The sequence below is a fragment of the Nocardia asteroides genome (assembly GCA_019930625.1).
Taxonomy (GTDB): Bacteria; Actinomycetota; Actinomycetes; order Mycobacteriales; family Mycobacteriaceae; genus Nocardia; species Nocardia sputi.
This window is the reverse complement of the sequence record CP082844.1, coordinates 3,607,273-3,629,707: the sequence shown is the minus strand read 5'-3', so window position 1 is coordinate 3,629,707 and position 22,435 is coordinate 3,607,273. Positions and strand designations below refer to the sequence as shown.

18 protein-coding genes are annotated in these 22,435 nt (G+C 69.3%); 11 read left to right on the top strand and 7 right to left on the bottom strand.

The window, feature by feature from the left end; genetic code table 11:
• The first annotated feature begins 126 nt into the window (after positions 1–126).
• A complete protein-coding gene (locus K8O92_16630) occupies positions 127–1,149 on the top strand; it encodes an AraC family transcriptional regulator (GenBank protein UAK35304.1) in 1,023 nt (340 codons plus the stop codon).
• On the opposite strand, the gene K8O92_16625 is transcribed toward K8O92_16630, so the two are convergent.
• The 3 genes from K8O92_16625 to K8O92_16615 all read right to left on the bottom strand — a co-directional run bounded on the left by K8O92_16625 (position 1,139) and on the right by K8O92_16615 (position 4,003).
• Positions 1,139–1,330, bottom strand: coding sequence for a hypothetical protein (locus K8O92_16625; GenBank protein ID UAK35303.1), 192 nt, complete (start codon positions 1,328–1,330; stop codon positions 1,139–1,141). The two genes, K8O92_16630 and K8O92_16625, sit on opposite strands and share 11 nt — an antisense overlap.
• 184 nt (positions 1,331–1,514) lie before the next feature.
• Entirely contained in the window at positions 1,515–2,549 is a 1,035-nt protein-coding gene (locus tag K8O92_16620; GenBank protein UAK35302.1) for a GTP-binding protein, read from the bottom strand.
• 95 nt (positions 2,550–2,644) lie between these two features.
• Positions 2,645–4,003, bottom strand: a complete 1,359-nt coding sequence (locus K8O92_16615; protein ID UAK35301.1) for an N-acetylmuramoyl-L-alanine amidase — start codon at positions 4,001–4,003, stop codon at positions 2,645–2,647.
• Between the two features lie 572 nt (positions 4,004–4,575).
• Here K8O92_16615 and K8O92_16610 point away from each other — a divergent pair.
• The 4 genes from K8O92_16610 to K8O92_16595 all read left to right on the top strand — a co-directional run bounded on the left by K8O92_16610 (position 4,576) and on the right by K8O92_16595 (position 7,517).
• Positions 4,576–4,947: a hypothetical protein gene (locus K8O92_16610; GenBank protein UAK35300.1), complete on the top strand. Its 372-nt coding sequence runs from the start codon at positions 4,576–4,578 to the stop codon at positions 4,945–4,947.
• Positions 4,948–5,011: 64 nt separating this feature from the next.
• Positions 5,012–5,761 (top strand): SDR family oxidoreductase, encoded by a 750-nt coding sequence (locus K8O92_16605; protein UAK35299.1) that lies wholly within the window; start codon positions 5,012–5,014, stop codon positions 5,759–5,761.
• A 100-nt stretch (positions 5,762–5,861) separates the two neighbouring features.
• On the top strand, positions 5,862–7,061 hold the full coding sequence (locus tag K8O92_16600; GenBank protein ID UAK35298.1) for an MFS transporter: 1,200 nt from the start codon (positions 5,862–5,864) through the stop codon (positions 7,059–7,061).
• A 54-nt stretch (positions 7,062–7,115) separates the two neighbouring features.
• On the top strand, positions 7,116–7,517 hold the full coding sequence (locus tag K8O92_16595; protein ID UAK35297.1) for a PaaI family thioesterase: 402 nt from the start codon (positions 7,116–7,118) through the stop codon (positions 7,515–7,517).
• Here the strand turns inward: K8O92_16595 and K8O92_16590 are convergent.
• From K8O92_16590 to K8O92_16580, 3 genes are read right to left on the bottom strand one after another with little or no spacing between them, the layout of a single operon-like run.
• Entirely contained in the window at positions 7,514–7,693 is a 180-nt protein-coding gene (locus tag K8O92_16590) for a hypothetical protein (protein ID UAK35296.1), read from the bottom strand. The genes K8O92_16595 and K8O92_16590 overlap by 4 nt on opposite strands.
• Positions 7,694–7,710: 17 nt before the next feature.
• On the bottom strand, positions 7,711–7,887 hold the full coding sequence (locus K8O92_16585; protein UAK35295.1) for a hypothetical protein: 177 nt from the start codon (positions 7,885–7,887) through the stop codon (positions 7,711–7,713).
• Positions 7,884–8,081 (bottom strand): hypothetical protein, encoded by a 198-nt coding sequence (locus K8O92_16580; GenBank protein ID UAK35294.1) that lies wholly within the window; start codon positions 8,079–8,081, stop codon positions 7,884–7,886. The genes K8O92_16585 and K8O92_16580 overlap by 4 nt, the downstream gene beginning before the upstream one ends.
• Before the next feature lie 1,123 nt (positions 8,082–9,204).
• Here K8O92_16580 and K8O92_16575 point away from each other — a divergent pair.
• Positions 9,205–9,933 (top strand): TetR/AcrR family transcriptional regulator, encoded by a 729-nt coding sequence (locus tag K8O92_16575; protein ID UAK35293.1) that lies wholly within the window; start codon positions 9,205–9,207, stop codon positions 9,931–9,933.
• 24 nt (positions 9,934–9,957) lie between these two features.
• Here the strand turns inward: K8O92_16575 and K8O92_16570 are convergent, their stop codons facing one another.
• Positions 9,958–10,512 (bottom strand): ester cyclase, encoded by a 555-nt coding sequence (locus K8O92_16570; GenBank protein ID UAK35292.1) that lies wholly within the window; start codon positions 10,510–10,512, stop codon positions 9,958–9,960.
• A gap of 443 nt (positions 10,513–10,955) precedes the next feature.
• Here K8O92_16570 and K8O92_16565 point away from each other — a divergent pair, with 443 nt between their 5' ends.
• The 5 genes from K8O92_16565 to K8O92_16545 are packed head-to-tail and all read left to right on the top strand — an operon-like array spanning position 10,956 to position 22,402.
• Entirely contained in the window at positions 10,956–17,282 is a 6,327-nt protein-coding gene (locus K8O92_16565) for an SDR family NAD(P)-dependent oxidoreductase (protein ID UAK35291.1), read from the top strand.
• The gene (locus K8O92_16560; protein UAK35290.1) at positions 17,279–18,709 is read left to right on the top strand and encodes an aminotransferase class I/II-fold pyridoxal phosphate-dependent enzyme; all 1,431 of its coding nucleotides are present in this window, start codon (positions 17,279–17,281) and stop codon (positions 18,707–18,709) included. The genes K8O92_16565 and K8O92_16560 overlap by 4 nt, the downstream gene beginning before the upstream one ends.
• Complete coding sequence (locus tag K8O92_16555) at positions 18,706–20,718, top strand: CRTAC1 family protein (protein UAK35289.1); 2,013 nt, start codon at positions 18,706–18,708, stop codon at positions 20,716–20,718. The genes K8O92_16560 and K8O92_16555 overlap by 4 nt, the downstream gene beginning before the upstream one ends.
• Positions 20,715–21,911, top strand: coding sequence for an RnfABCDGE type electron transport complex subunit D (locus tag K8O92_16550; protein UAK35288.1), 1,197 nt, complete (start codon positions 20,715–20,717; stop codon positions 21,909–21,911). The genes K8O92_16555 and K8O92_16550 overlap by 4 nt, the downstream gene beginning before the upstream one ends.
• On the top strand, positions 21,908–22,402 hold the full coding sequence (locus tag K8O92_16545) for a flavin reductase family protein (protein UAK35287.1): 495 nt from the start codon (positions 21,908–21,910) through the stop codon (positions 22,400–22,402). Before K8O92_16550 ends, K8O92_16545 begins: the two co-directional genes overlap by 4 nt.
• Positions 22,403–22,435: the final 33 nt, after the last annotated feature.

The following is a 22,435-nucleotide window of genomic DNA, read 5'->3' as shown; positions in this document are numbered from 1 at the left end:
GAATCTCATGACGAATCAACACGGCCGGTATAGCGTGTGCGCCGGGCTGCGATCGGAATGCGCTTCCGTCTCGCTTCGCTCGTAAGCCGAGGTGGGCCGATCGGTTGCGTTGGGAAGGAGCACGCGATGGGAACCGACCAGGTTTTGCTCCACCGATTCGTCATCTCGCAACTCACCGCGGTAGGCGTGGACCGCGACCGGCTGCTGCGGGAATCCGGTTTACCGGAGTGGACCATGGCGGGCGAGGATCTGCACCTGCCCAGCCAGACGTTCTCTCGGCTGTGGGAGATCGCCGAACACGAATTGGGTGACCCCGACGTCGCGTTGAACGTGGCGAGCCGCTACGAGCTGACCTGCCTCGGCCTCTACGACTATCTGTTCTCCTCGGCCCCGACGCTGGGGGCCGGACTGGCGACCTGCGGGCCGTACGTCACCGCGGTGACCACCAATCACCGATTCGACCTGGTCGCGGAGAACGACGAGGAGGTCACGCTCTACCTCGACATGATCGATGGTGCGGGCCGTGGCCGTGACCTGACCCAGCTGTGGGGCCTGAGCGCGGTGCTCAGCCGGGCGCGGCGCGTGGTGCGTGAACCGCTGGCCCCGCTGCGGGTCTCGCTGCGCCAGCACGCCCCCGCACGAATCGAGACCTTCGTCGAGGTGTTCGGCACCACCGCGATCGAGTTCGACGCGCCGGTGGACGCCATGACCTTTCGCGCCTCGGACATGGATCTGCCGTTGACCACCAGCGATCCGGTGCTGGCCGGCATACTGCAGCCGCTGGCCGCGGCTCTTCCGCCGCCGCCACCGCTGGCCACGGCATGGCCGGAACGGGTCGCGACGGCCCTGGCGGACTGCCTGGACGAAGGCGACGCCTCCCTGGAGCGCGTGGCGCGCAGGCTGGCCACCAGCCCGCGCACCCTCCAGCGCCGGTTGCGGGAGGCGGGCACCACGTGGCGCGCGGAACTGGATCGGGCGCGTGGCGCACGGCTGGTCGCCGCGACCGCCGCCGGGCCGCTGAGCGCGTCGCGCCAGGCGGAGATTCTCGGCTACTCCGATCCGGCATCGATGCGGCGAGCGGCTCGGCGGTGGTCGCTGGCCATCACCGCGCATCGCACCGAGCGGGCGGATCGGACGTTCACGTCCTGAGGAAACGCGCCGCGATCGACCAGAACGTCGCGTCCTCGATCGCACGGAAATCCCAGCTCTTGGCGATGGCATGGGTCTCGGCGACGATCGCGGGAACATCGAAGTCATCGCGGGTGGCGGTGCCCTTGGCCTCGAGCGCCTGGATGACGTACGCGGTGGCGCTCTCCATGGAATCTGACACGGAACTCCCATCGGTCGCAGGACGATTCGGTCGGTGACGGATCGGCTGCCGGGCGGCGCCGCGCGCGGCAGTACGCTCCCCGTGCCCCCGGACCGGCGGACACGCCTTCAGTCTCACGAAAAGACCACTCGGTCACCAGCACCGAACGCGCCATGTCGCGACCGAACGCGCCAATCTGGCGCGTTCAGTGCGGCGTATAGCGCCACACGCCGAGCATGCTCTGCGGGTCGAGCGGATCTGCGGCGTCGTGCACGGTGTCGTGCAGCCGGGCCAATGCCGTGTCGGTGTGCAGGCCCGCCCCGATGAGCACCAGCTGCGCGCCCCGCGATTCGCCGCGCGACCAGCTGCCCGACTCGAAGACGATGTGGCGACCGACCATGTGCATGACGAATTTCCTGCGCTCGTCCGCAACCCCGAAGGCGGCGAAGCCTTTGGCCCGGAACAATCCCGGTGGCGGGTCCTCCAGGAAACCGATCAGCTTGCGCGGGTCGAGCGCTCGTGCGGTGGTGAACGAGACGCTGGTGTAGTCGTCGTGCAGGTGGCGGTGCCCGGCATCGTGGTCGTGGTCGTGGTCGAAGAGTAGTTCGTCGAAGCTCAGTTGCTCGGCCACCAGCGGCCGTTCGCGCAGCGGTTCGTCGAACAACAGCCCGGGATCGATCCGGCCGTAGGTGGTCGCGTACACGGGCACCGGGCCGACGAGTGCCGCGATGTCCGCACGCAGCCGCGCGAGTTGCTCGGGCGCCACCCGATCGGCCTTGTTCACCACCACCAGATCGGCCAGGCGCAGATGGGTGCGCAGTTCCGGATGACGGGCGCTGCTGTCCGGGAACTGTTCGGCGTCGACCACTTCGACCAGTCCTCCGTAGCGCAGGCGCGGGTTGTCGCTGCCGAGCACCATCCGGATGAGATTGCGCGGCTCGGCCAAGCCGCTGGCTTCCACCACGAGGACGTCGATTCCGGCGCGCGGCTGCGTGAGCCGGGTGAACAGCTCGTCCAGCTCGGTGACGTCGACCGCGCAGCACACGCAGCCGTTGCCGAGCGAGACCATGGCGTCGACTTGCCCGGCGACCAGCATCGAATCGATGTTGATCGCTCCGAAGTCGTTGACAACGACGCCGATCCGCGTCCCCCGGTTGTCTCGCAACAAGTGATTGAGCAGCGTGGTCTTCCCCGAACCGAGAAACCCCGCGACGAGCACAACAGGAATCCGGTCTGCCATTCCGCTCACCCTAGTGCGCCCGCCCGACCCGCGAAAAATGCCGGACGCCACCCTCATGGTGGTGAGGATGGCGTCCGGTGGGTTCGGTGTGCGGACTATTTCGAGGGGCCCAGCAGCATGGCCGCCAGGCTGTAGCCGAGGTTGATCAATTCCGTGGTGATGGCGTTGTCGTCCAAGCCCAGCATCTTCGCCAACGGCATCAGCAACTCCATGATCGAGGCGTTGCCGCCCGCGGTCCCCGGGGACTGCTGGGCGTACGGCGTGTCCGGCGACTGGGCTCCGGACGCGCCCGGCGCATCCGGTGTCGCCGAAGTGCCCGGCGACTGCGGTGTCGCCGCGCCCGGCGCCGACTTCGGCGTCGAGGCGCCCGGAGCGGACTGCGCCTGCGGCACCGCGGGGGCAGCGGGGCTCTGGGGCACCGCCGGGATCGTTTGCGCCTGCGGGATCGCCGGGTTCTGGGCCTGTGGAGTACCGGGGGTCGTCTGGGCTTGCGGAGTACCGGTGTTCGTCTGGGCTTGCGGAGTACCGGTGTTCGTCTGCGCTTGCGGAGTACCCTGATTCGCCTGGCCCTGCGGCGTGCCCGGGTCCGAGGCGGGGCGATCGAACGACGTACCCGGCGGGATGGGCTGCGCTGCCTGCTGATCCGGCGAAGCGCCGGCTTGCGGTCCGCCGAGCAGGTAGCCGACCAGGCCGGTGGTCAGCGCGATCGCGTGCTTGAGCTGCCCGTCCGGGGTCTCCAGCAGCGCCGCGTCCTCGGGATTGGCGCCGTTGCCCATCTCGAGGAACACCACCGGAACGGTGGTCAGGGCGGGCCCTGCCACGTCCTTGCGGGTCTGCAGCCCGTCCACCACGCCGCCATAGTTCGCGGGCGGGAATCCCGCCTGGCGATACGCGTCGCGCACCGACGTCGACGCGGCGCGTCCCGCACCGGACTGCGCCTGGTCGACGATCAGATTCGGGATGGGCAGCTCCGGGACGATCAGGTGGAACCCGCGATACTGCGCGGGCGCGCTGTCGGCATGGATGCTCACCGCCACGTCGGCGCCGGACTGGCTCGCCGCGCGGGCGCGGTCGTCGACGCAGCCGCCCCAGTTCGTGTCGTCCTGGCGGCTCAGCACGACGCGCGCGCCGAGTGTCTCCAGCGACGTCTTGACGACCTGCGCGACGTTCCAGTTGATGGTGTGCTCGGGAACGCCGTTCATGGTGGTCATGCCGGTGGTCTGGCAGTCCTTGGTGCCGCCGCGACCATCGCTGACCTGTCTTGCCAGGTCCTGGGAATGGTTCGGCCCCTGATGTCCGGGGTCGAGGAACACGGTCTTGCCCGCGAGTTTCTTCGACATGTCCAGCGCCGACGGCGCCGCGTGCGCGGTGACCGGCAGCAATCCGGACAACGTCACCGTTACCGCGGCCGTGACGGCGGTACAGATACCGGCCTTGACGATGCTTGGCTTCATAGTGCGGTCGGCGCCCCGGGATGGGGCGCCCCTCCCTTCCCACTTGTAACACCAAACCCACTGGTTACTCTGACAACACGTGTATCAGCGAAGCAAGTTACGTAATCGAAGTGTTACGGCATGCGCAGCGCCCGGTCGGCGAACGCGCCAAGACAGTTTGCGCAGAGATAGCAGAGCGTAATGCATTCGGAGCCACACCGTGCCGATCGGCACGCAGAAGACGTCGAAGTTGCTGCTGGATACGGGCAAGCCGGACTACCTTCGCGACAACCACGCGCCGCGGCACGGAACAAAGCCAGTAGCTGGTACACCAGAAGACCCCTTGCCAAGCCTGTCGGCGAACTCGTGGTTGCGTGAGGCGGGACTCGACGAGTTCGGGTCGGCATCGCCCGGCCACACCGACCGATCGCCGGGCAGCCGAGCCCGCGTCCACCCGCGCGAAATCGCGAATTCGGGCCACACCACCCGGTCCGTTCTGGTATTCCTGGCCGCGGAGATGCGGGGATCTCCCGAGTCGGCCGTGGCGGCGGAAGTACGTGGACGCGGCGGTAGTACAAGTCAAGGAGAACGGTATGCGTGCAAGCGCCCTCCTACTCGCGGGAGCCATGACCTGCGCGGCGACCCTGCTCGCCACGGCGACGGCGGCGGCCGAACCCGCGAACACCATGCCGCACGACGGCGTCTACCTGGTCGGCGTCGATATCGCCCCCGGCGTCTGGGAGGCGCCCGGCGCCTCCGATCCGGCCTACGCGTGCGACTGGCGCAGGCTGTGGAAGGTCGAGGGCGACAACACGAACATGCAGTACATCATCGCCAACAACTACACCCGGCTCAGCCCCGTCCGGGTGGAGATCGAGCCGACCGATGTCGGCTTCAAGACCGAGAACTGCGGTCCGTGGCGGTTGTCGCCGACCCCGCCGCCGACCGGATCGTTCGGCGGCTGAGCAACGGCGCACGTCCCGTCGGCGGCGTATCGCCGCGCGTTCGGCGAACGCTAGGGTCAGCCGCATGACGAGGAGCAGGATTCTGATCACCGGCGCGAGCGCGGGTCTCGGGGCCGCCATGGCGCGGGACTTCGCGGCAAAGGGCCGCGACCTCGCGCTGTGCGCCCGCAGGCTGGACGCGCTCACGACGCTGCGCGACGAGCTGCGGGCCACTCATCCGGAGGTCACCGTCGCGGTGCGCGCACTCGACGTGGACGACCACACGGCGGTTCCGCGCGTCTTCGGCGAACTGCGTGACGAGTTGGGTGGCCTCGACCGCGTGATCGTCAACGCCGGGATCGGCAAGGGAGCGCCGGTCGGCAGCGGAAGGGCGGATGCGAATCTGGCCACGGCGACCACCAACTTCGTCAGCGCGCTGGCGCAGGCGGAAGCGGCGCTGGAGATCTTCCGCGCGCAGGATGCCGGGCACCTGGTTCTCGTCTCATCGATGAGCGCGGTGCGCGGGCTGCCCGGCAAGAAGGCGGCCTACTCGGCGAGCAAGGCGGGCGTCGCCGCACTCGGTGCGGCATTGGCCACCGAATTGGCCCGTTCGCCGATCGCCGTCACCACGCTGTTACCGGGTTTCATCGCCACCGACATGGCGGCCAAGGCGGGCGACGCGCGAATGGTCGCGCCGCTGGACAAGGGCGTCGCGGCGATGGTGGCCGCCATCGAGCAGGAGCGGCGCCGGGCCTGCGTCCCCGGGTGGCCGTGGCGGCTGCTCGATTTCGCGCTCCCCCACCTCCCCGACGCGCTGCTGGCGCGGATGAGCTGAACAAGGTAGCGGGGCGCGAGCGCACCGGCGCGGCCGGGCGCCGACGGTGCTGTCGGGAACTCGCCAGCTCGGATGCCGCGGAGCTGCTGGACTCGACGCCGTGTCCACACTCCGCACCACTGAACGCACCGCCCGCAGCGCACCCACCGGTTGGCCCGCGGTTGTCGCGGTGATGCTCGGGATCTTCTCGATCGTCACCACCGAGATCCTGCCGATCGGGCTGCTCACCTCGATCGGCGCCGACTTCACCGTCTCCGATGGCATGGCCGGCCTGATGATGACCATGCCGGGGCTGGTGGCCGCCGTGGCGGCGCCGGTCGTCACCGTCGCCACCGCAGGCATCGATCGACGGCGGATGTTGTGCCTGTTCATGCTGCTGCTGGTGCTCGCCGACACGCTGGCCGCGGCCGCACCGGATTATCGGGTGCTGCTGGTTTCACGGATCCTCGTCGGCATCACCATCGGCGGCTTCTGGTCCATCGCGGCCGGACTGGCCGAACGGCTCGTACCCGCGGACTCGGTCGCCAAGGCCAACGCCGTGATCTTCTCGTCGGTGCCGCTCGGCTCCGTGTTCGGCGTCCCCGCGGGTACCTTGCTGGGTGAGATCGCCGGTTGGCGAACGACTTTCCTCGTGGTGGGCGCCTTCGCGGCCGTCGTGCTGGCCATGTTGATCGCATTCCTGCCCGCGCTGCGCGCCGAACAGGTCACCCGGGCCGCGGTTCTCGGTACCCTGCTGCGCCGCCCGGGTATCCACTTCGCCCTGCTGGTGACATTCCTCGTCGTCTCGGCCCATTTCGGCGCATACACCTACGTGACGCCATTCCTCGAGCAGGTCACCCGGGTCGGCCCCGGCACGATCACCTTGCTCCTGCTCGTCTACGGCGCGGCCGGTATGTGCGGCAACTTCCTCGGCGGGGCCTCGATCGCGCGCAGACCCCGCGCCACCCTCGCCGCAGCCACGGCGCTGATCGCGGCCGCCACACTGCTGCTTCCCTGGCTGGGCCAATGGTCGTTCGGCGCGGCGGTTCTGCTCGTCGTGTGGGGCGTCGGGTACGGCGCGGTGCCGGTGTCTTCGCAAGCATGGTTCGCGAAAGCGGCCACGGACGCACCGGAAGCGGCCTCGGTGCTGTTCACCGCCTCCTTCCAAGCGACGATCTCGCTCGGCGCGCTCGCGGGTGGCGTGCTCGTGGACCGTTCTTCGCCCGGACTCGTCATGGCCTGCGGCGGATCGACCGCGTTGTCGGTCGTCGCGGTCGTGTGGGCCCACCGCCGCCGAGACCGGAGACAGTTGGCGCACTGACGATTACCCGCAAGGTAATCGACTCGGCGACCGGTGGCGGGCAGGATCGCGGCCATGATCGATGAGACGGGCACCGCGCTGTTCCACCAGACCATGCCGTTCACCGAGCGCCTCGGCGTCGAGGTGCTCGCCCACGGACCCGAACTGGTCCGTAGCCGCCTGGCTTGGGACCAATCACTGTGCACGCTCGGCGGCGTGCTGCACGGCGGGGTACTGATGTCGCTGGCCGACGCCACCGGCGCGGTGTGCGCGTTCCTGAATCTGCCCGAAGGAAAGCAGGGCACCACCACGGTGGAGTCGAAGACGAATTTCCTGCGCGCGGTCCGCGCCGGCCATGCCATCGCGTCCGCGGCGCCGCTGCACGCCGGACGCTCGTTCATCGTGGTCGAGACGGTGATCCGGGACGACGCGGACAAGCTGGTCGCGAAGGTCACCCAGACCCAAGCGGTGCTCTAGCCCGCCACCAGGGCCGGCGCCGCCCCGGCCGCAGCGCGGGCGGTCGGCCACACCCGGGCGAGATCGAGCAGTCGCCGCAGCCCGGCGTCGAAATCCGCCGCGGGGACCGGCGGCTGGACCGAGGTCGACGCGAGCGGCGCCGATCCCGCCTTCCGTGCGATTACCGCGCACGCCACTCGGTGTGCGTAGTCGGTCAGCGGACATCCCAGCCCGCGGTCGCCGGGGCGTAGCGACCGAGTTGCGACAGCGCGTCCTGGATTTCCACCGTCATCCGCATCAGCCGGGTACTCGCGTCGACCCGCTCGTCGGGGCGGGCGGCAGCACGATCTCGGTGACCGCGGCGGTGAGATCCCGCCGCGGCCCAGATCATCGCCCGCACACCAGCTTTCCCGCCGGGCCGATGCCGTCGGACCGCAACTCCGGTAGGCACATACGGGCCGACAGCCAGATGTTCATCAGCAGTGGGAGTCCGAACGCGGTCCACACCACCAGGCCTTCCACGTCCGGCGTCAGGTCGACGAGCCTCCCCTCGCGCCGAGCCGATGCGCCCGCCAGCAGGATCACGGCGGTGGACGCGGCGGCGATCGCAGCAAACGCGGTGCCTGCGCCAGACCGCCGCCGGCTCCACGTCCGCGGCCCAGACGCGGACGACTCTTTGCAGGCACATCGAGGACATCACGGTGCAGTCGAGGGCGAGTTGGTGCGCCGGACTCGCGCTTGCGGGCGTCATGGCGCACCGGTACAGCAGCAGGCTCAGCAGACCCCAGACGAACAGGCGATTCACCAATTGGTCGACGACCGTGTCGCGCAGGAGCATCAGCCGGAACGCGACGACCGCGGCGACGAGGCAGATCGCAGGCCAGGCGACGACTCCCGGAATCGATGACGACATCGACCGACCTCCCGCCCACTATCTGTCCCGCTTGACGATACCGTTGCCGGATGTTTGTGACCGCGCTCTCCAGACCCGGCGGCAGCTGATGACCGCGACGCGGCATCCCCTCGGCGGCTTCGCCCGTCCCGGCCCTGCTCCGGATCGGCGAGTCACTTGTCCCGCATCAGCACGTTCGAGGTCGATCTTGACAAATACGCGATCCACTCTTTACTGCACCGAGCGCAGGTCCCACTTGTCCCATTTGCGACAACATATGCCGATCACAGGACGGATTCGCAGACCAATTGTCACCGAATCCAGAACTAAGCGGCTTCGCTCGTCGATCAGCACAATAGCGCGTGTCCCGGCGAATTCCGGAATGCCGCAAAACATTCGGCTGATCCAGCGTGGGTGTTACCCTCTATCACATAGAGTTTCAGTGACGACACTCACCTCCGACACGCACCTCTCGGCGGGTGCACCTGCTCTTCGTAGCCCGCGAACGCGGTCCCACCTCATGCTCTGTCCGCCCGTTCGTGCGGCAAGAACGGAGAAATCTGTGCGCGATGAACCACGATCAGCTTCCCTGTCCGAGCGAATCGACGGTGCATCGATCGAAACCCACGCCCTTTCCCCGGTACCGCGAAGGCCGGGCCGAGCGATCCGGCCACGAGCGTCCGCGCCGCTACCGGCCGTCTTCGCGGTGACCACGACCAAGGCGTCCTCGGCCGAGCCGCGGTACCGCCTTCCCGAGGACAGCGCACCAGCAGACCTACGCGTCACGGCTTGACCGTATTTGGGGAAACGGAAACGATGAGCAAGCAGACTGCCGGAACAACTGAACTAGCCGTGCGCCCAGCCGCCGGAACGGACGCGATGAACACCGCCCTGCGCGATCGCCTGATCGACGCGACAGTCGAGGTGGTGTCGACCGAGGGTCTGCACGCGCTCACCGTCCGCCGCGTGTCGCGAATGTGCGGGGTCTCCACGATGGCGGTGTACTCCAACTTCGGCGGGATGCCCGGCCTGATCCGCGCGGCCGGTTCCGCCGGCTTCGCGCGGTTGGCCGCGCGCATGACCGCGGCGGGGGTGAGCGAGGAGCCGATCACCGATCTGCTCGTACTCGGCCTCGTATTCCGGGACGAGGCCCAGCGCAGGCCGGAGCTGTTCGGGCTGATGTTCGGCACCGGGACGCGTATCGATATGAAGATCAACCGCGGCAATGTGCTCGTGGCCGGGCACGATTCGGAGTTCGAGCACTACACGGAGACCTTCGACCACGTGGTCGGCGCGGTGCAGCGCGCTCAGGACGCCGGGTTGATCAACACCGCGGACGTCCGCTCCGCCGCGGCGCAACTGTGGATGGGCCTGTTCGGCTTCGTCCAGTTGGAGATGGCCGGGCACCTGGGCGACGACGGCCTGCTCGAGGTTCTGGTGCCTGCGATCGTGAATCTTCTCGTCGGCATGGGCGCCGAGCTGGAAACCGTCGGCGCGTCGGTTCTGCTCGCGGTGGAGCGCTTCGCCGCCCAGTCCGGCGACTGAACGCCGGCACGGGGCGAATGCCGGTCAGAACGGCAGCCGGGACCTCAGCCGCTGGGCGCGTGCCATCGCGCGCTCCGCGGCGCTTCCGCGCGGCGGCATCAGAACCAACTGCAGCAGCATCTCCGTCAGGTCCCAGGTGGCCTGGCTGCGCCAGATCAGCCCGGAGCGGAACTGCCAGACGTCGATGACCAGCAGGTCGATGCGCTTGCCGGTCGGGCCGAAGCCTGGCGGGTCGATCGGGCCCAGATGGGTGCCGGTCATCCGCCACGGCACCAGCGCGATCCGGTCGTCGGCGGCCAGCACCGGCGGAAACGGGTTGGTGTAGGCCACGTCCGGGAACGAGCGCACCGTGTCGGCGACGAACTTCTCCACGCCCGCCCGCCCGTACGCGGGCGCGTCCAGCGATGGGTCGTGCCAGATCGTGTCCTCGGTGACGCATTTCGCGACCGCCGCGCCGTCCCCACTGTTCCACCCCGCGATGTATTGCTCGGTGAACTCGATCAGCCAGGCGAGGCTTTCGATGGGCTCGGCCTCCGCTTCGATACGGAACTGCCCGGTGTTGTACGGATTCACGCCCATCACCTTTCACCTCGGTGCGCATTCGACGCGTCATCGTAGGCACGAATCGAGCCGCTACTCAACAGCTTCGGGCGCTGAATGTTCTCGAAAACGACGGAATAACAATGTAATCCATCCTATTTAATTGGCCAATAACCGTGTAATAACAGCGGAATAATACTGTCATACCCGCTTCTACCTGCATTGATGATGGAGTTCTCTTTACCTGTCGGACAATGCTTTTCGATTACCGACGGCTCGATTCCGTATTGACCTTCGCGAATCGGGCCTCCTACCATGGGTGGACACTGACCTCCTACCGCGGAACCACTTCACCTCCGGGCGACGCTCATGGCCGAACAGGTTTACCCGGCGTCGCGAATCCGGTCGTCTCCACGCTGATTCGTCGACGCCGACGCCCGACCGGCGGCGCTTTCGAATGCCCGAGCATCAGGGGTTTTTGCATGCCCAATGTAGCAATTGTCGGTATCGGCTGCCGTTTTCCGGGCGGCATCGACGGGCCGGACTCTTTCTGGGATCTCGTCGTGCACAAGGGCGACGGGATCGTGGAAGTACCGGCGGACCGCTGGAATCTCGCGAAGTTCTACGACCCCGACCCCGACGCGCCGGGCCGGATGTACACCAGGCACGGAGGCTTCCTGACCCAGTCGCTGTGGGAGTTCGACGCCGAGTTCTTCGGCATCTCCCAGCGCGAGGCGTCGATCATGGACCCCCAGCAGCGGCTGCTGCTCGAGGTCGCCTGGGAGGCGCTGGACGACGCGGGGATGGCGGGCCGGGTCAGCGGTCGTGAGGTCGGCGTGTTCGTCGGCGGCTTCATGAACGACAACGCGCTGGTGCGCAGCGGCTCGATCTCCCGGGCCTCCATCAACAGTCACAGCCCGACCAGCTCCTCGCACACGCTGCTGTCGGCCCGCATCGCGTTCCTGCTGGACCTGCTCGGGCCCACGATGACCATCGACACCGCCTGCTCGTCCTCCCTGGTCGCCCTGCACCAAGCGATGCTCGCGCTGGAAGCGGGCGAGTGCGAGACGGCGATCGTCGGGGGCGCCAACGCGATGTTGCGGCCCGAGGCGTTCATCTCCATGTGCAAAGGGCGCTTCCTCGCGGTGGACGGCCGGTGCAAGTCCTTCGACGCGGCCGCCGACGGCTACGGGCGCGGCGAGGGCGCGGGCGCCGTGGTGCTGAAGACGCTGGACGCGGCGGTGCGCGACCGCGACCGGATCTACGCGGTGGTGCGCGGCAGCGGCGTCAACCAGGACGGCCGCACGCTGGCCATCCCGGTGCCCAACCCGGTCGCGCAGGAGGCCCTGGCCCGGCGGGTGCACCGGCTGGCGGGCGTCGACGCCCGCGACATCCGCTTCGTGGAGGCGCACGGCACCGGCACGCCGGTCGGCGACCCGCTCGAATTGGCCGCCCTGGGCGCGGTGTACGGCGCGGTCGAGGGCCGCGACGAGCCACTGCCGGTCGGCTCGGTGAAGAACAACATCGGGCACACCGAGGCCGCCGCGGGCGTCGCGGGCGTCATCAAGGCCGCGCTGACCCTGCACCACGGCGTCATCGCCCCGCAACTGCGGCTGGACAACCCGAACCCGGAGATCCGGTTCGACGAACTGCGCGTACGCATTCCGCTGGAGACCGAACCGCTGCCGAACGGCGACGGCCGGGCCGCGGTGGCGGTCAACAGCTTCGGCTACGGCGGCACCAACGCCCATGCGATCCTCACCCGCGCGCCCGAGGTCCCCGCGACGCCCGCGCAGGCCGCGCGCACACCGATCACCGTGCTGCCGCTGTCGGCCCGCAACGAGACCGCGCTGCGCACGATGGCCACACATCTGCACGACCTCACCGAGACCGCCCCCGTGGACGTGGTGACCGAGGCCGCGTGGGTCCAGCGCGCGCATCATCCGATCCGCGCCGCGTTCGCCTACCGGGATACCGGTGACCTGCGTGCGCAGCTGGCCGATTTCGCCGTGGGAGCGGGCAAGACACCCGTCCGCGCGCTCACCGACGGGTCGACCCGGCCGGTATTCGTGTTCAGCGGCATGGGCCCGCAGTGGTGGGGCATGGCCCGCGGCCTGCTCGAGGCCGACGGGCACTTCGCCGCCGCCGCGCGGTCGATCGACGAGATCTTCCGCGAGATCGCGGGATGGTCGATCGTCGAGGAACTGCTGCGCCCGGAGCAGGAGTCGCGGATCACCAGGACCGAGTACGCGCAGCCGGCGAACTTCCTGGTCCAGGCCGCGCTCCTGGCCGAACTCGCCGAAGCCGGCATCCACCCCGCCGCGGTGGTCGGCCACAGCGTCGGGGAAGTGGCCTCGGCCTACGCCTCCGGCTCGCTGTCACTGCGCGACGCCCTGCTGGTCAGTTGTCACCGCGCCCGGTTGCAGGCCACCACCGCGGGCACCGGCGGCATGCTCGCCGTCGGGCTCTCGGAGGAGCAGCTGAACGAGCGTCTCGCGGGCGTCGAGGGCGTCTGCGTCGCGGCGGTCAACAGCCACTCCGCGGCGACGCTGTCGGGTGATTCGACCGAGTTGGACCGCATCAGGGCCGAACTCACCGACGAAGGCGTCTTCGCCAAGGCGTTGCGTGTCGAGGTGCCCTACCACAGTCACCTGATGGACCCGATCCTCGGCGACCTCACCACGGCGCTGGCCGGCCTCACGCCGCAGCCCGCGCGCGTGCCGATCTGGTCCACCGTCACCGGCGGCGAACTGTCCGGCCCGGACTGGGACGCCGAGTACTGGTGCCGAAACGTGCGCGAGCCGGTGCGCTTCGGCGCGGCCGTTGACAGCCTGCTCGACGCGGGCCACCGGGTGTTCCTGGAGGTGGGACCACACCCGGTGCTCAGCGGCAACATCAAGGAGGCGTTCGTGCGCCGCGGCCTCGACGGCGCGGCGATCAGCACGCTGTCGCGCGACGCCGACGATCGCGACAACCTGCTGCGCGCGGTGGGCGAGCTGTACCAGGTGGGCGGGCTGGACACCACACGCGCGCCCGGCGCCCCCCGAACGCCTGTCGCGCACGTGGATCTGCCGCGTTACCCGTGGCAGCGCCGCACGCTGTGGACCGAGGACCCCGCGATCGAGGCGGACCGCGTCGGCGCCGTCGACGGGTACGTCATGCTCGGTCAGCGCACGGCGGCGTCCGCGCCGGAGTGGGAGGTCGAGCTGTCCGTGGCCGCCTTGCCGTGGCTGCCGGATCACGTCGTGGACGGGTCGGTCGTGCTGCCGGGCGCGGCCTACCTGGACGCCGCGCTCAGCGCCGTCGCGGTGCGCACCGGCCGCACCACGTTCGGGCTGGAGTCGGTGCAGTTCGTCGCGCCGCTGGTGATCGGGCAGCACGACGTGCCGGTACTGCGCCTCACCGTCGAGGAGACCACCCACCGGTTCACGCTGCGCTCGCGCGCCGCGACGGCGACCACCTGGACGGTCAACGCGCACGGCAGGCTGATCGAGGCCGACGTCGACGCGCGCACGATCGACCTGACCCCGGCGGCGGACGCGGTGGACGTGGCGGCGGCGACGCTGTACGACGGCCTCGCCGCGCACGGCCTGGCCTACGGCCCGAGTTTCCGGTTGATCACCGCGGCGCAAGTCGGGGCCGACTCCGTCTTGGCCCGGCTCGATCTCACGCCACTGGCCGGTCGCGCGCCGAGCCTGCCGCATCTGGCCCACCCGGCGGCGGTGGACGCCGCGCTGCAATGCTTCGCCGCCCTGTACGCCCAGACCGCGCGCGGCGCGAGCGTCGTGGTGCCGTCCTCGGTCGCCGGGGTCCGCTGGACCGGGCCGCTGCCGGAGCGGGCGGTCGTGCTGGTGCGCCGGGTGGACGGCGACCCGCTGTGCGCCGACATCACCGTCGCTTCACCGGAAGGCGGTGTCGCATTGACGCTTTCGGGCGTGCGGTTCGCCAGTCTCGCGGCCGAGCCGGATCTGCACGACCAGCTCGACGGCCTGTTCTACGAGCCGGTGTGGTCCATCGTCGACGACACCACGGCCGTCGACGAACCCGTGGGCGCGGAGGAGTTCCTGCTCGTGATCAGCCTGGGCAGCACCGTCTCCCAGCGCGCGAAGGAAATCGCCAGCGCCCGAGCCGCGTCGGAGATCCTCACCTTGGAACCGGAGGAGGCCGCCGCGCGGCGCGTCCTCGCGACCCTGCGGGCCGCCCACGAGCGGCCCGGCGTGACACGCAGCCGCGTGGTCGTGGTGTCCGGCGCCGAGCTGGACGCGGTGCCCAATGCCTACGGGCTCGCGCTGGTCGCCAAGGCGCTCGGCGAGCTGGTGGTCGGCGAAGACGAAGATGACGCCCCGGCGGCCGAGGTACGCGCCGTGGTGGTCACCGAGCAGGCGTTCTGCCTGCCGATCGACGCCTTCGCGCATCCGGCGCAGGCGGCGCTCACCGGCGCCCGGCGCACCCTGCGCAACGAGCAACCCGCGGTGCACTGGCGACTGGTCGACACCGAACCGGCCACACGCGCCGCCGACATCATCGAGCAGGTGCTCGGCGACGGACGCGCCGACGAGGTCGCGTTGCGGGCGGGCGCGTGCTGGGCGCTGCACCTGCGCAAGTCCCTGCGCGACCATCTGGCGGTCTGGGACGAGGCCGCACCGCTGACCGGCCCGGAAACCTCGTTCCGCTTGGAGATCGGGCGCTCACGGCTGTTGTCGGACCTGACGTGGCGCGCGGTGGATCGGGTCGCGCCCGGCCCCGGTGAGGTCGAGATCCGGATGGACGCGGTGGGCCTCAACTACAAGGACGCGCTCAAGGCGCTCGGCGTGCTCACCGAAAAGGAGCTGGCCGGAACGTATTTCGGCACCGAGCTGGGCATGGACGGATTCGGCGTGATCGAGCGGGTCGGTCCAGGGGTGACCGATGTCGCCGTCGGCGACCAGATGTCGGTGTGCGCCAGGGATCTGTTGCGCCGCCACGTCACACTCCGGCCCGACGAGGGAGCCACGATGCCCCTCAATTACCCCGACTCCGTGCTCGACCCCTGCCATTCCAGCTCGGTGCTGCCCTTCCTCACCGCCGAATTCGCCTTCGGCGAACTGGCGCACCTGCAACCGGGTGAGACGGTGCTGATACACGGCGCGGCGGGCGGCATGGGCATGGCCGCGGTCCAGGTGGCGGTGCGCCTCGGCGCGCGGGTGATCGCGACGGCGGGCTCGGACGAGCGCCGCGCGGTGGCCACGGCGGCGGGCGCGCACGAGGTGGTCAACTCACGCTCGATCAGCTTCGTCGACGACGTGCTCACGCTGACCGGCGGGCGCGGCGTCGACGTGGTCTACAACTCCTCCCCCGGTGAAATCCTCCAGCAGAACCTGCGGGTGGCCGCCGAATTCGGCCGGGTCGTCGAGATCGGCAAAGCCGACATCTACGGCGGCGGGGCGATCGACCTGCGCCCGTTCGACCGGAATCTGTCGTTCTTCGCCGTCGACATGGACCGCGCCCTTGCGGTGCGTCCCGAACTGGTCCGGCGCGCGGCGCGCCGGGCGATGGACGCCTTGAACGAAGGCACCTACGACTACCTGCCCTACACCGCGTTCACGCTGGATTCGACCGCCGAGGCGTTCGAAACGGTGGTGCGGTCCAAGCAGATCGGCCGGGTCGTGCTCGACCTGCGCGAACCGGAACCGACGGTGCTGGCGAAGCGGCCGAGCCTGCCGATCGACCCTGCGGCCAGCTACTTGGTCACCGGCGGCTTCGGCGCGTTCGGGCTGGCGACCGCGCGCTGGCTGGTGCGGATCGGCGCGCGTCGCCTGGTGCTTGCCGGGCGCAGCGGCGCCACGGGGGACGCGGCCCGCGCCGCGGTCGCCGAATTCGCCGCCGCCGGCGTGGAAGTCGTCGAGGAACGCATCGACATGGCCGACTACGACGCCGTCGCCGCGCTCATCGAGCGCATCCAGGCCTGCGGCCGTCCGTTGCGCGGCATCTTCCACGCCGCCGGTGTGGTGAACAACCTCGAGGTCCCGCAGATCACCGTCGAGTCGCTGGCGGAGATCTTCGGGCCCAAGGTCGCGGGCGCGGTCAACCTGGACACCGCGGTGACCGCCGCCGGCATCGATCTGGACATGTTCGTGCTGTTCTCCTCGGCGAGCAGCATTGTCGGCATCTCGCCCCAATTCGGTTACGCGGCGGCCAATTCGGTGCTCGACATGATCGCCGCCGCCCGCCGCGCCCGTGGCGCGGCCGCACTGACGGTGAACTGGGGCTTCATGAGCGGTGGCGGCGGCATGGCCGACTACGAGGCGGTCAGCCGGTACGCGGAGATGACCGGTTACCGCTCAGTGGACATGGACGTGGCCACCGATCTGCTCGGCGAGTGCCTGCGGCTGGACCTGCCGCAGATCGTGCTGTTCGACGTGGACTGGAGCCAGTGGGCGCTGGCGCACCGCCCGTCCACCCGCACGCCGCGTTTCGCCGAGCAGGTGGCGGCCGCGGGCGGCGGAGCGTCGGGCGCGGGTGCGCTGCGGGCGGAGATCCTGCGATTGGGTGTCGAACAGCGCGGGGAGGTGGTGGCCTACCTGCTCGCCGAACAGCTCGCCGCGGTGCTCGGCGTCGACGCCGAGACGGTGGACCTGAACACCCCGCTGCCCGAACTCGGCATGGACTCGCTGATGGGCATGGAGTTCGGGGCCCGCGTGGTGCAGGTGCTCGGCACCCAGCTATCGGTGCTCGCCGTGATCGGACTGACGTTGCGCGGGCTCGGCGCGCGAATTGCCGAGCAGATTGCCCAGGAAGAAGAGCGCGCGGCGAGGAGCGAGGACGAATGACCGACAACAACCCCCGGGAGCTGGCCCGCGCACTGCTGGCCAGGCACGCGGGCGGTGAGACCAGCGCCGCCCCGGCGACGACCAACGGCGCACGAGCTACGAACGGCTCCGCCACCCCCACCCCGGCCCCCGCCAACGGCGGCACCGCGCCGCGCGGGGCCGCGCACACCTCCTTCCGTGATCACCCCGGCGTGCTCGAGGCCGGGCAGCGGTTCGGGCGATTCGACGCCTGGGTGCGGCAGGTGGGCCTGATCAACCCGTACTACCTGCCGCACGAGGGCATCAGCGGCGCGGTGACGCGGATGGCCGACCGGGACGTGGTCAACTTCAGCAGCTTCGGCTATCTGGACCTGGCCGCCGACCCGCGGGTGCGCCGAGCCGCCAAGGACGCGATCGATCGGTACGGCACCTCCGCCGCCGCCGTCCGCATCGTGGCGGGCGAGCTGCCGATCTATCGCGAGCTGGAAGCCGAGATCGCCCGCGTCTACGACACCGAGGCGGCCCTGGTGACCGCGAGCGGCTACCTCACCAACGCCGCCGCGGTCGGCTTCCTGCTCGGCAAACGCGATCTCGCGGTGTGCGACGCGCTGATCCACCACAGCGTGGTCTCGGGCACCGAGTGGTCGCGCTGCAAGCGGGTTTCCTTCCGGCACAACGATCCGGAGTCGCTCGAGACCATCCTCAAGATGTCGCGCCGCAGCTTCGACCGGGCCATGGTGATCATCGAGGGCCTCTACAGCATGGACGGCGACGTGGTCCGGCTGCCCGAGATCATCGAGGTGGCCCGGCGCTACGACTGCTCGATCATGATCGACGAGGCGCATTCGTTCGGCACGCTCGGCGCCACCGGGCACGGCGTGCGTGAGCTGTTCGACCTGCCCGGCGACGCGGTGGACGTCTGGATGGGCACGCTGTCCAAAGCCCTCGGCAGCGTCGGCGGTTATCTCGCGGGCAACCGGGAACTGGTCGACGGATTCAAGTACGTCGCGGGTGGATTGAGCATGTACACCGCCGCCCCCGCCCCGTCGGCCATCGGCGCGGCACTGGCCGGACTCGAGGTGCTGCGCGACGAGCCCGAACGCGTGACCCAGTTGCGGCGCAACAGCGAGTACTTCCACCGCCGCGCCGAGGAATACGGCTTCGACATCGGCATGTCGTCGGATTCGCCGATCATCCCGGTCATGACCGGCGCCGACGAACCCGCCGTGCTCGCGGCACTGGCCATGCTGCAGCGCGATTTCAGCGTGAACGCCATCACCCACCCGGTCGTCCCGGCCGGGGAGGCCAGGTTGCGGTTCTTCATCAACTGCAGGCACACCGAGCAGCAAATGGACCAAGCGCTGGCCACGCTGCGCGAGGTGCTCGACGGACTCGCGGACACCGCGGGACAGCAATTCACTCTCGCCCATGAGGAGCAGCACTCGTGAAAATTCCCATCAACCGATCCGTCCTCCGAAAAGCGGTGGTCCCCGCGGTATCCCTGCTGCTGATGGGCTCGCTGTTCATTCCCGCGCGTTCGGCGCTGCTGCCGACGCACGACGTGGCGGGCGGGCCGATCGCGAGCAAGTTCGACTTCACCGCGATGCCGATCGCGCTGCCCAAGGGATTGCCGACCGACCGCAAGATCCGTGAGCTGCGCGAACCGTACAAGCACCTGTCGGCCTGGATCTCCTCGGTCGGCGCGGCCATCGCGATGAACGACCTCGACGGCAACCGGCTGGCGGACGACCTGTGCGTAGTCGATCCCCGCTCGGACACGGCCTTCATCACGCCGACCCCGGACAGCAACACCAGCCGGTACGAGCCTTTCGTGCTCGACCCCGAGCCGCTGCCCGCGGATTCGTCCACGGTGCCCTCGGGCTGCGTTCCCGGCGACTTCAACGGTGACGGCCGGATGGACGCGCTGGTGTCGTACTACGGCCGCACGCCGATCCTGTACCTGCAGCGCGCCAACGCCACCCGCCTGGACGCCAAGGCCTTCCGCCCGATCGACATCGTCGCTTCGCCGAACACCCCCGACGGGCACTACGAGGGCGAGCGCTGGATCACCGCGGCGGTCTCGGTCTCCGACTTCGACGGCGACGGCAAGCCGGACATCTACCTGGGCCAGTACTTCAACGACATGGACGTGCTCTCCGAGGAGGGCCAGCTCGCGCTGTGGATGACCGACTCGCTGTCCAACGCCCGCAACGGCGGCAAGGACCGGATCTTCACCCTGGCCTCCGCCAAGGCGGGCGAGGAACCGACCGCCGACTACCGCGAGGTGGCCAACCCCTTCCCGATCGGCATGGACACCGGATGGGCGCTGGCGGCGGCCGCGGCCGACCTCAACGGCGACCAACTGCCCGAGTTGTACGTGGCCAACGACTTCGGACGCGACCGCTTGTTCGTCAACGAGTCCACGCCGGGCCGGATCCGCTTCGGATTCGCCGAGGGCGAGCGCGGGCTCACCGACCCGAAGTCGTATGTGCTGGGCCATGATTCGGACAAGGGCATGGCGGCCGACTTCGGCGATATGAACGGCGACGGCATGCCGGACCTGTTCGTCAGCAACATCGCGGTGCGCTTCGCTCTGATGGAAGGGCACTTCGCGTTCTACAACACGGCCGAGGACACCGCCGACGCGGCGCGGCAATTGGCCGAGGGCGTCGCGCCGTTCGAGAATCGCGCGACGGACGTCGGATTGGCCTGGGAGACCTGGGGCTGGGACGCGAAGATCAACGACTTCGACAACGACGGTCGCAACGAGGTGGTCCAGTCCACCGGCATGATCAAGGGCGAGGTCAACCGGTGGCCGCAGATCCAGGAACTCGGCACCATGAACGACGACCTGACCAAGTACCCGTGGTCCTGGCCGATCATCGGCGAGGACGCCGACTTGGCGGGCAGCGATCCGGTCGGCTTCTTCAGCCGCGGTGACGACGGCAAGTTCGCCAACCTCACCCACGCGCTCGGCATGGACACCCCGATCCCCTCGCGCGGCATAGCCGTCGGCGACACCTCCGGCAACGGCGCGCTCAGCTTCGCCGTCGCCCGCCAGTGGGGCGATCCGACCTTCTACCACAACAACAAGGCGGACAACGGCCAGTTCCTCGGCCTGAAACTGTTCAAGCCGGTCTGGGAGGGCACCACGACCACGATGACGGCGGCCGGCCTTCCGGTCCAGGGCGTTCCGGCGGTGGACGCCCAGGTCGAGGTGCGCACGGCGGACGGTCGCCTGCTCACCAGCCACCTCGACGGCGGTAGCGGGCACACCGGCAAGCGCGCCACCGAGGTACACATCGGCCTCGGCGAGGTCGATCCGGCCGCTCCGTTGAACGTCGTGCTGCGCTGGCGGGAGACCAACGGCACCCCGCACGAACAAACCCTCCAGCTCGCGCCGGGCTGGCACACCGTGAACCTCGCCTCGAACGCGCAGGAGGTCAAGCAGCGATGAGCGACAACGACAAGAAGGATCCGGGCGACGCGGCAGCCGCGTCGAACGGGCAGCACGAAACCGCGGCGATCGAAGGCAACGGCAGCGCCTCTGCCAACGGCGCGGCCGCCAACGGCGCGGCAGGCAACGGCGCTGCCCCGGAGAGCAAAACGACGGCCGCCGAACGCATCTCGGCCGTTCAGCGTTCGGGGACCGAATTCGCCAAGGAGTGGGTGGAAACCCCCGCGCCGACCAAGGACACGCGCTACCTGGCGCTGCGCAACTTCGCCATCTCGATCACGATCTTCAATCTGATCGGATTCCCGCTGCTCGGCTTCGAGCAACCGTTCCTGTGGCCGTTCATCGCGCTGGCCACCGCGTACTCCACCGAGATCGGGCTGGAAGTCCTGGCGGCCTGGGCGTACAAGCGGTCGCCCGCCTTCCTGGGCCGGGGGCCGCGCGGGCTGTTCGAGTTCCTGCTCCCCGCGCACATCACGGGTCTGGCGTTCAACTTCCTGACCTTCGCCCACGACAAGCTGTGGCCGGTGATCTTCGGCATCGTGGTCGCTGTCGGCACGAAGTGGGTGCTGCGCGCCAAGATCAACGGCAAGGTGCGCCACTTCATGAACCCGTCGAACTTCGGCGTGGTGGTGTGCTTCCTGGTGTTCCCGATGATCTCGGTCGCGCCGCCCTACCACTTCACCGAGTACATCTCCGGCCCGGCGGACGCGCTCATCGTGCTCGGCCTGTTGATGACCGGCACCCTGTTGAACGCCAAGCTGACGCTGAAGATGCCGCTGATCATGGCGTGGGTGGGCGCGTTCGCACTCCAGGCCATCGTGCGCGGGATCATCGAGCCGAACATCTCGATCCTGGCCGGCCTGAGCATGATGACCGGCCTGGCATTCGTGCTGTTCACCAATTACATGGTCACCGATCCGGGCACCACCCCGTCGGGCAAGAAGCAGCAGATCATGTTCGGCGCCTCGGTCGGCATCATGTACGGCGTGGTCACCGCGCTGCACATCTCCTACGGGTTGTTCATCGCGCTGGTCGTCGTCTGCGGCGCTCGCGGCGTCTACTGGTGGGCACGCGGCATCGCCGAGTGGTGGCGGCAACGCGGCGCGGCGCCGAGCGCGCCGGCGCAGTCCGGTCCCGTCGCTCCCGACGAGGACGAGCCCGCCGAGCTGGTGACGGAGGCTGCCCGCTCATGACCGACAGCGCCGAGCTGCGCCGCGGGCTCGGCGCTTTCACCACCGGTGTCACCGTGGTCACCACCGGGTGGCCACGGCCACACGGTATGACCGCCAACGCGTTCACGTCCGTCTCCCTGGATCCCCCGCTGATCCTGGTGTGCGTGGCCCACACGGCACGTCTGCACCGGGCGATCCACGAGGCGGGCGCGTTCGCCGTCTCCGCGCTCTCCGCGCGGCAGGAGGCCGTGGCGCGATATTTCGCCGACTCCACCCGCCCCGACGGCAGCGCGCAATTCGACCGGGTCGGGTGGTTCCCCGGCCCGCACACCGCGGCGCCGATGCTGGCGGACGCGGCCGCGGGCCTGGAATGCAAGCTCGACACGGTCTTCGACAGCGGCGACCACAGCATCGTGATCGGTGAGGTCGTGCACGCCGAACGCTCTGCCGAACCGGCCGCCACCGGAGCGCTGACGTTCTTCGACGGCGGCTTCCGTCGTTTGCTCCTCTGACGACCCCATACTCCCCCGACGATTGGAGATCCC

What these genes read in the sequence shown, in the direction of transcription:
- K8O92_16570 (UAK35292.1), bottom strand. Translation starts at nt 10,512, where the DNA reads ATGGGCGTGAATCCGTACAACACCGGGCAGTTCCGTATCGAAGCGGAG.
- K8O92_16545 (UAK35287.1), top strand. Translation starts at nt 21,908, where the DNA reads ATGACCGACAGCGCCGAGCTGCGCCGCGGGCTCGGCGCTTTCACCACC.
- K8O92_16615 (UAK35301.1), bottom strand. Translation starts at nt 4,003, where the DNA reads ATGAAGCCAAGCATCGTCAAGGCCGGTATCTGTACCGCCGTCACGGCC.
- K8O92_16620 (UAK35302.1), bottom strand. Translation starts at nt 2,549, where the DNA reads ATGGCAGACCGGATTCCTGTTGTGCTCGTCGCGGGGTTTCTCGGTTCG.
- K8O92_16565 (UAK35291.1), top strand. Translation starts at nt 10,956, where the DNA reads ATGCCCAATGTAGCAATTGTCGGTATCGGCTGCCGTTTTCCGGGCGGC.
- K8O92_16630 (UAK35304.1), top strand. Translation starts at nt 127, where the DNA reads ATGGGAACCGACCAGGTTTTGCTCCACCGATTCGTCATCTCGCAACTC.
- K8O92_16605 (UAK35299.1), top strand. Translation starts at nt 5,012, where the DNA reads ATGACGAGGAGCAGGATTCTGATCACCGGCGCGAGCGCGGGTCTCGGG.
- K8O92_16575 (UAK35293.1), top strand. Translation starts at nt 9,205, where the DNA reads ATGAGCAAGCAGACTGCCGGAACAACTGAACTAGCCGTGCGCCCAGCC.
- K8O92_16560 (UAK35290.1), top strand. Translation starts at nt 17,279, where the DNA reads ATGACCGACAACAACCCCCGGGAGCTGGCCCGCGCACTGCTGGCCAGG.
- K8O92_16585 (UAK35295.1), bottom strand. Translation starts at nt 7,887, where the DNA reads ATGATCTGGGCCGCGGCGGGATCTCACCGCCGCGGTCACCGAGATCGT.
- K8O92_16550 (UAK35288.1), top strand. Translation starts at nt 20,715, where the DNA reads ATGAGCGACAACGACAAGAAGGATCCGGGCGACGCGGCAGCCGCGTCG.
- K8O92_16595 (UAK35297.1), top strand. Translation starts at nt 7,116, where the DNA reads ATGATCGATGAGACGGGCACCGCGCTGTTCCACCAGACCATGCCGTTC.
- K8O92_16610 (UAK35300.1), top strand. Translation starts at nt 4,576, where the DNA reads ATGCGTGCAAGCGCCCTCCTACTCGCGGGAGCCATGACCTGCGCGGCG.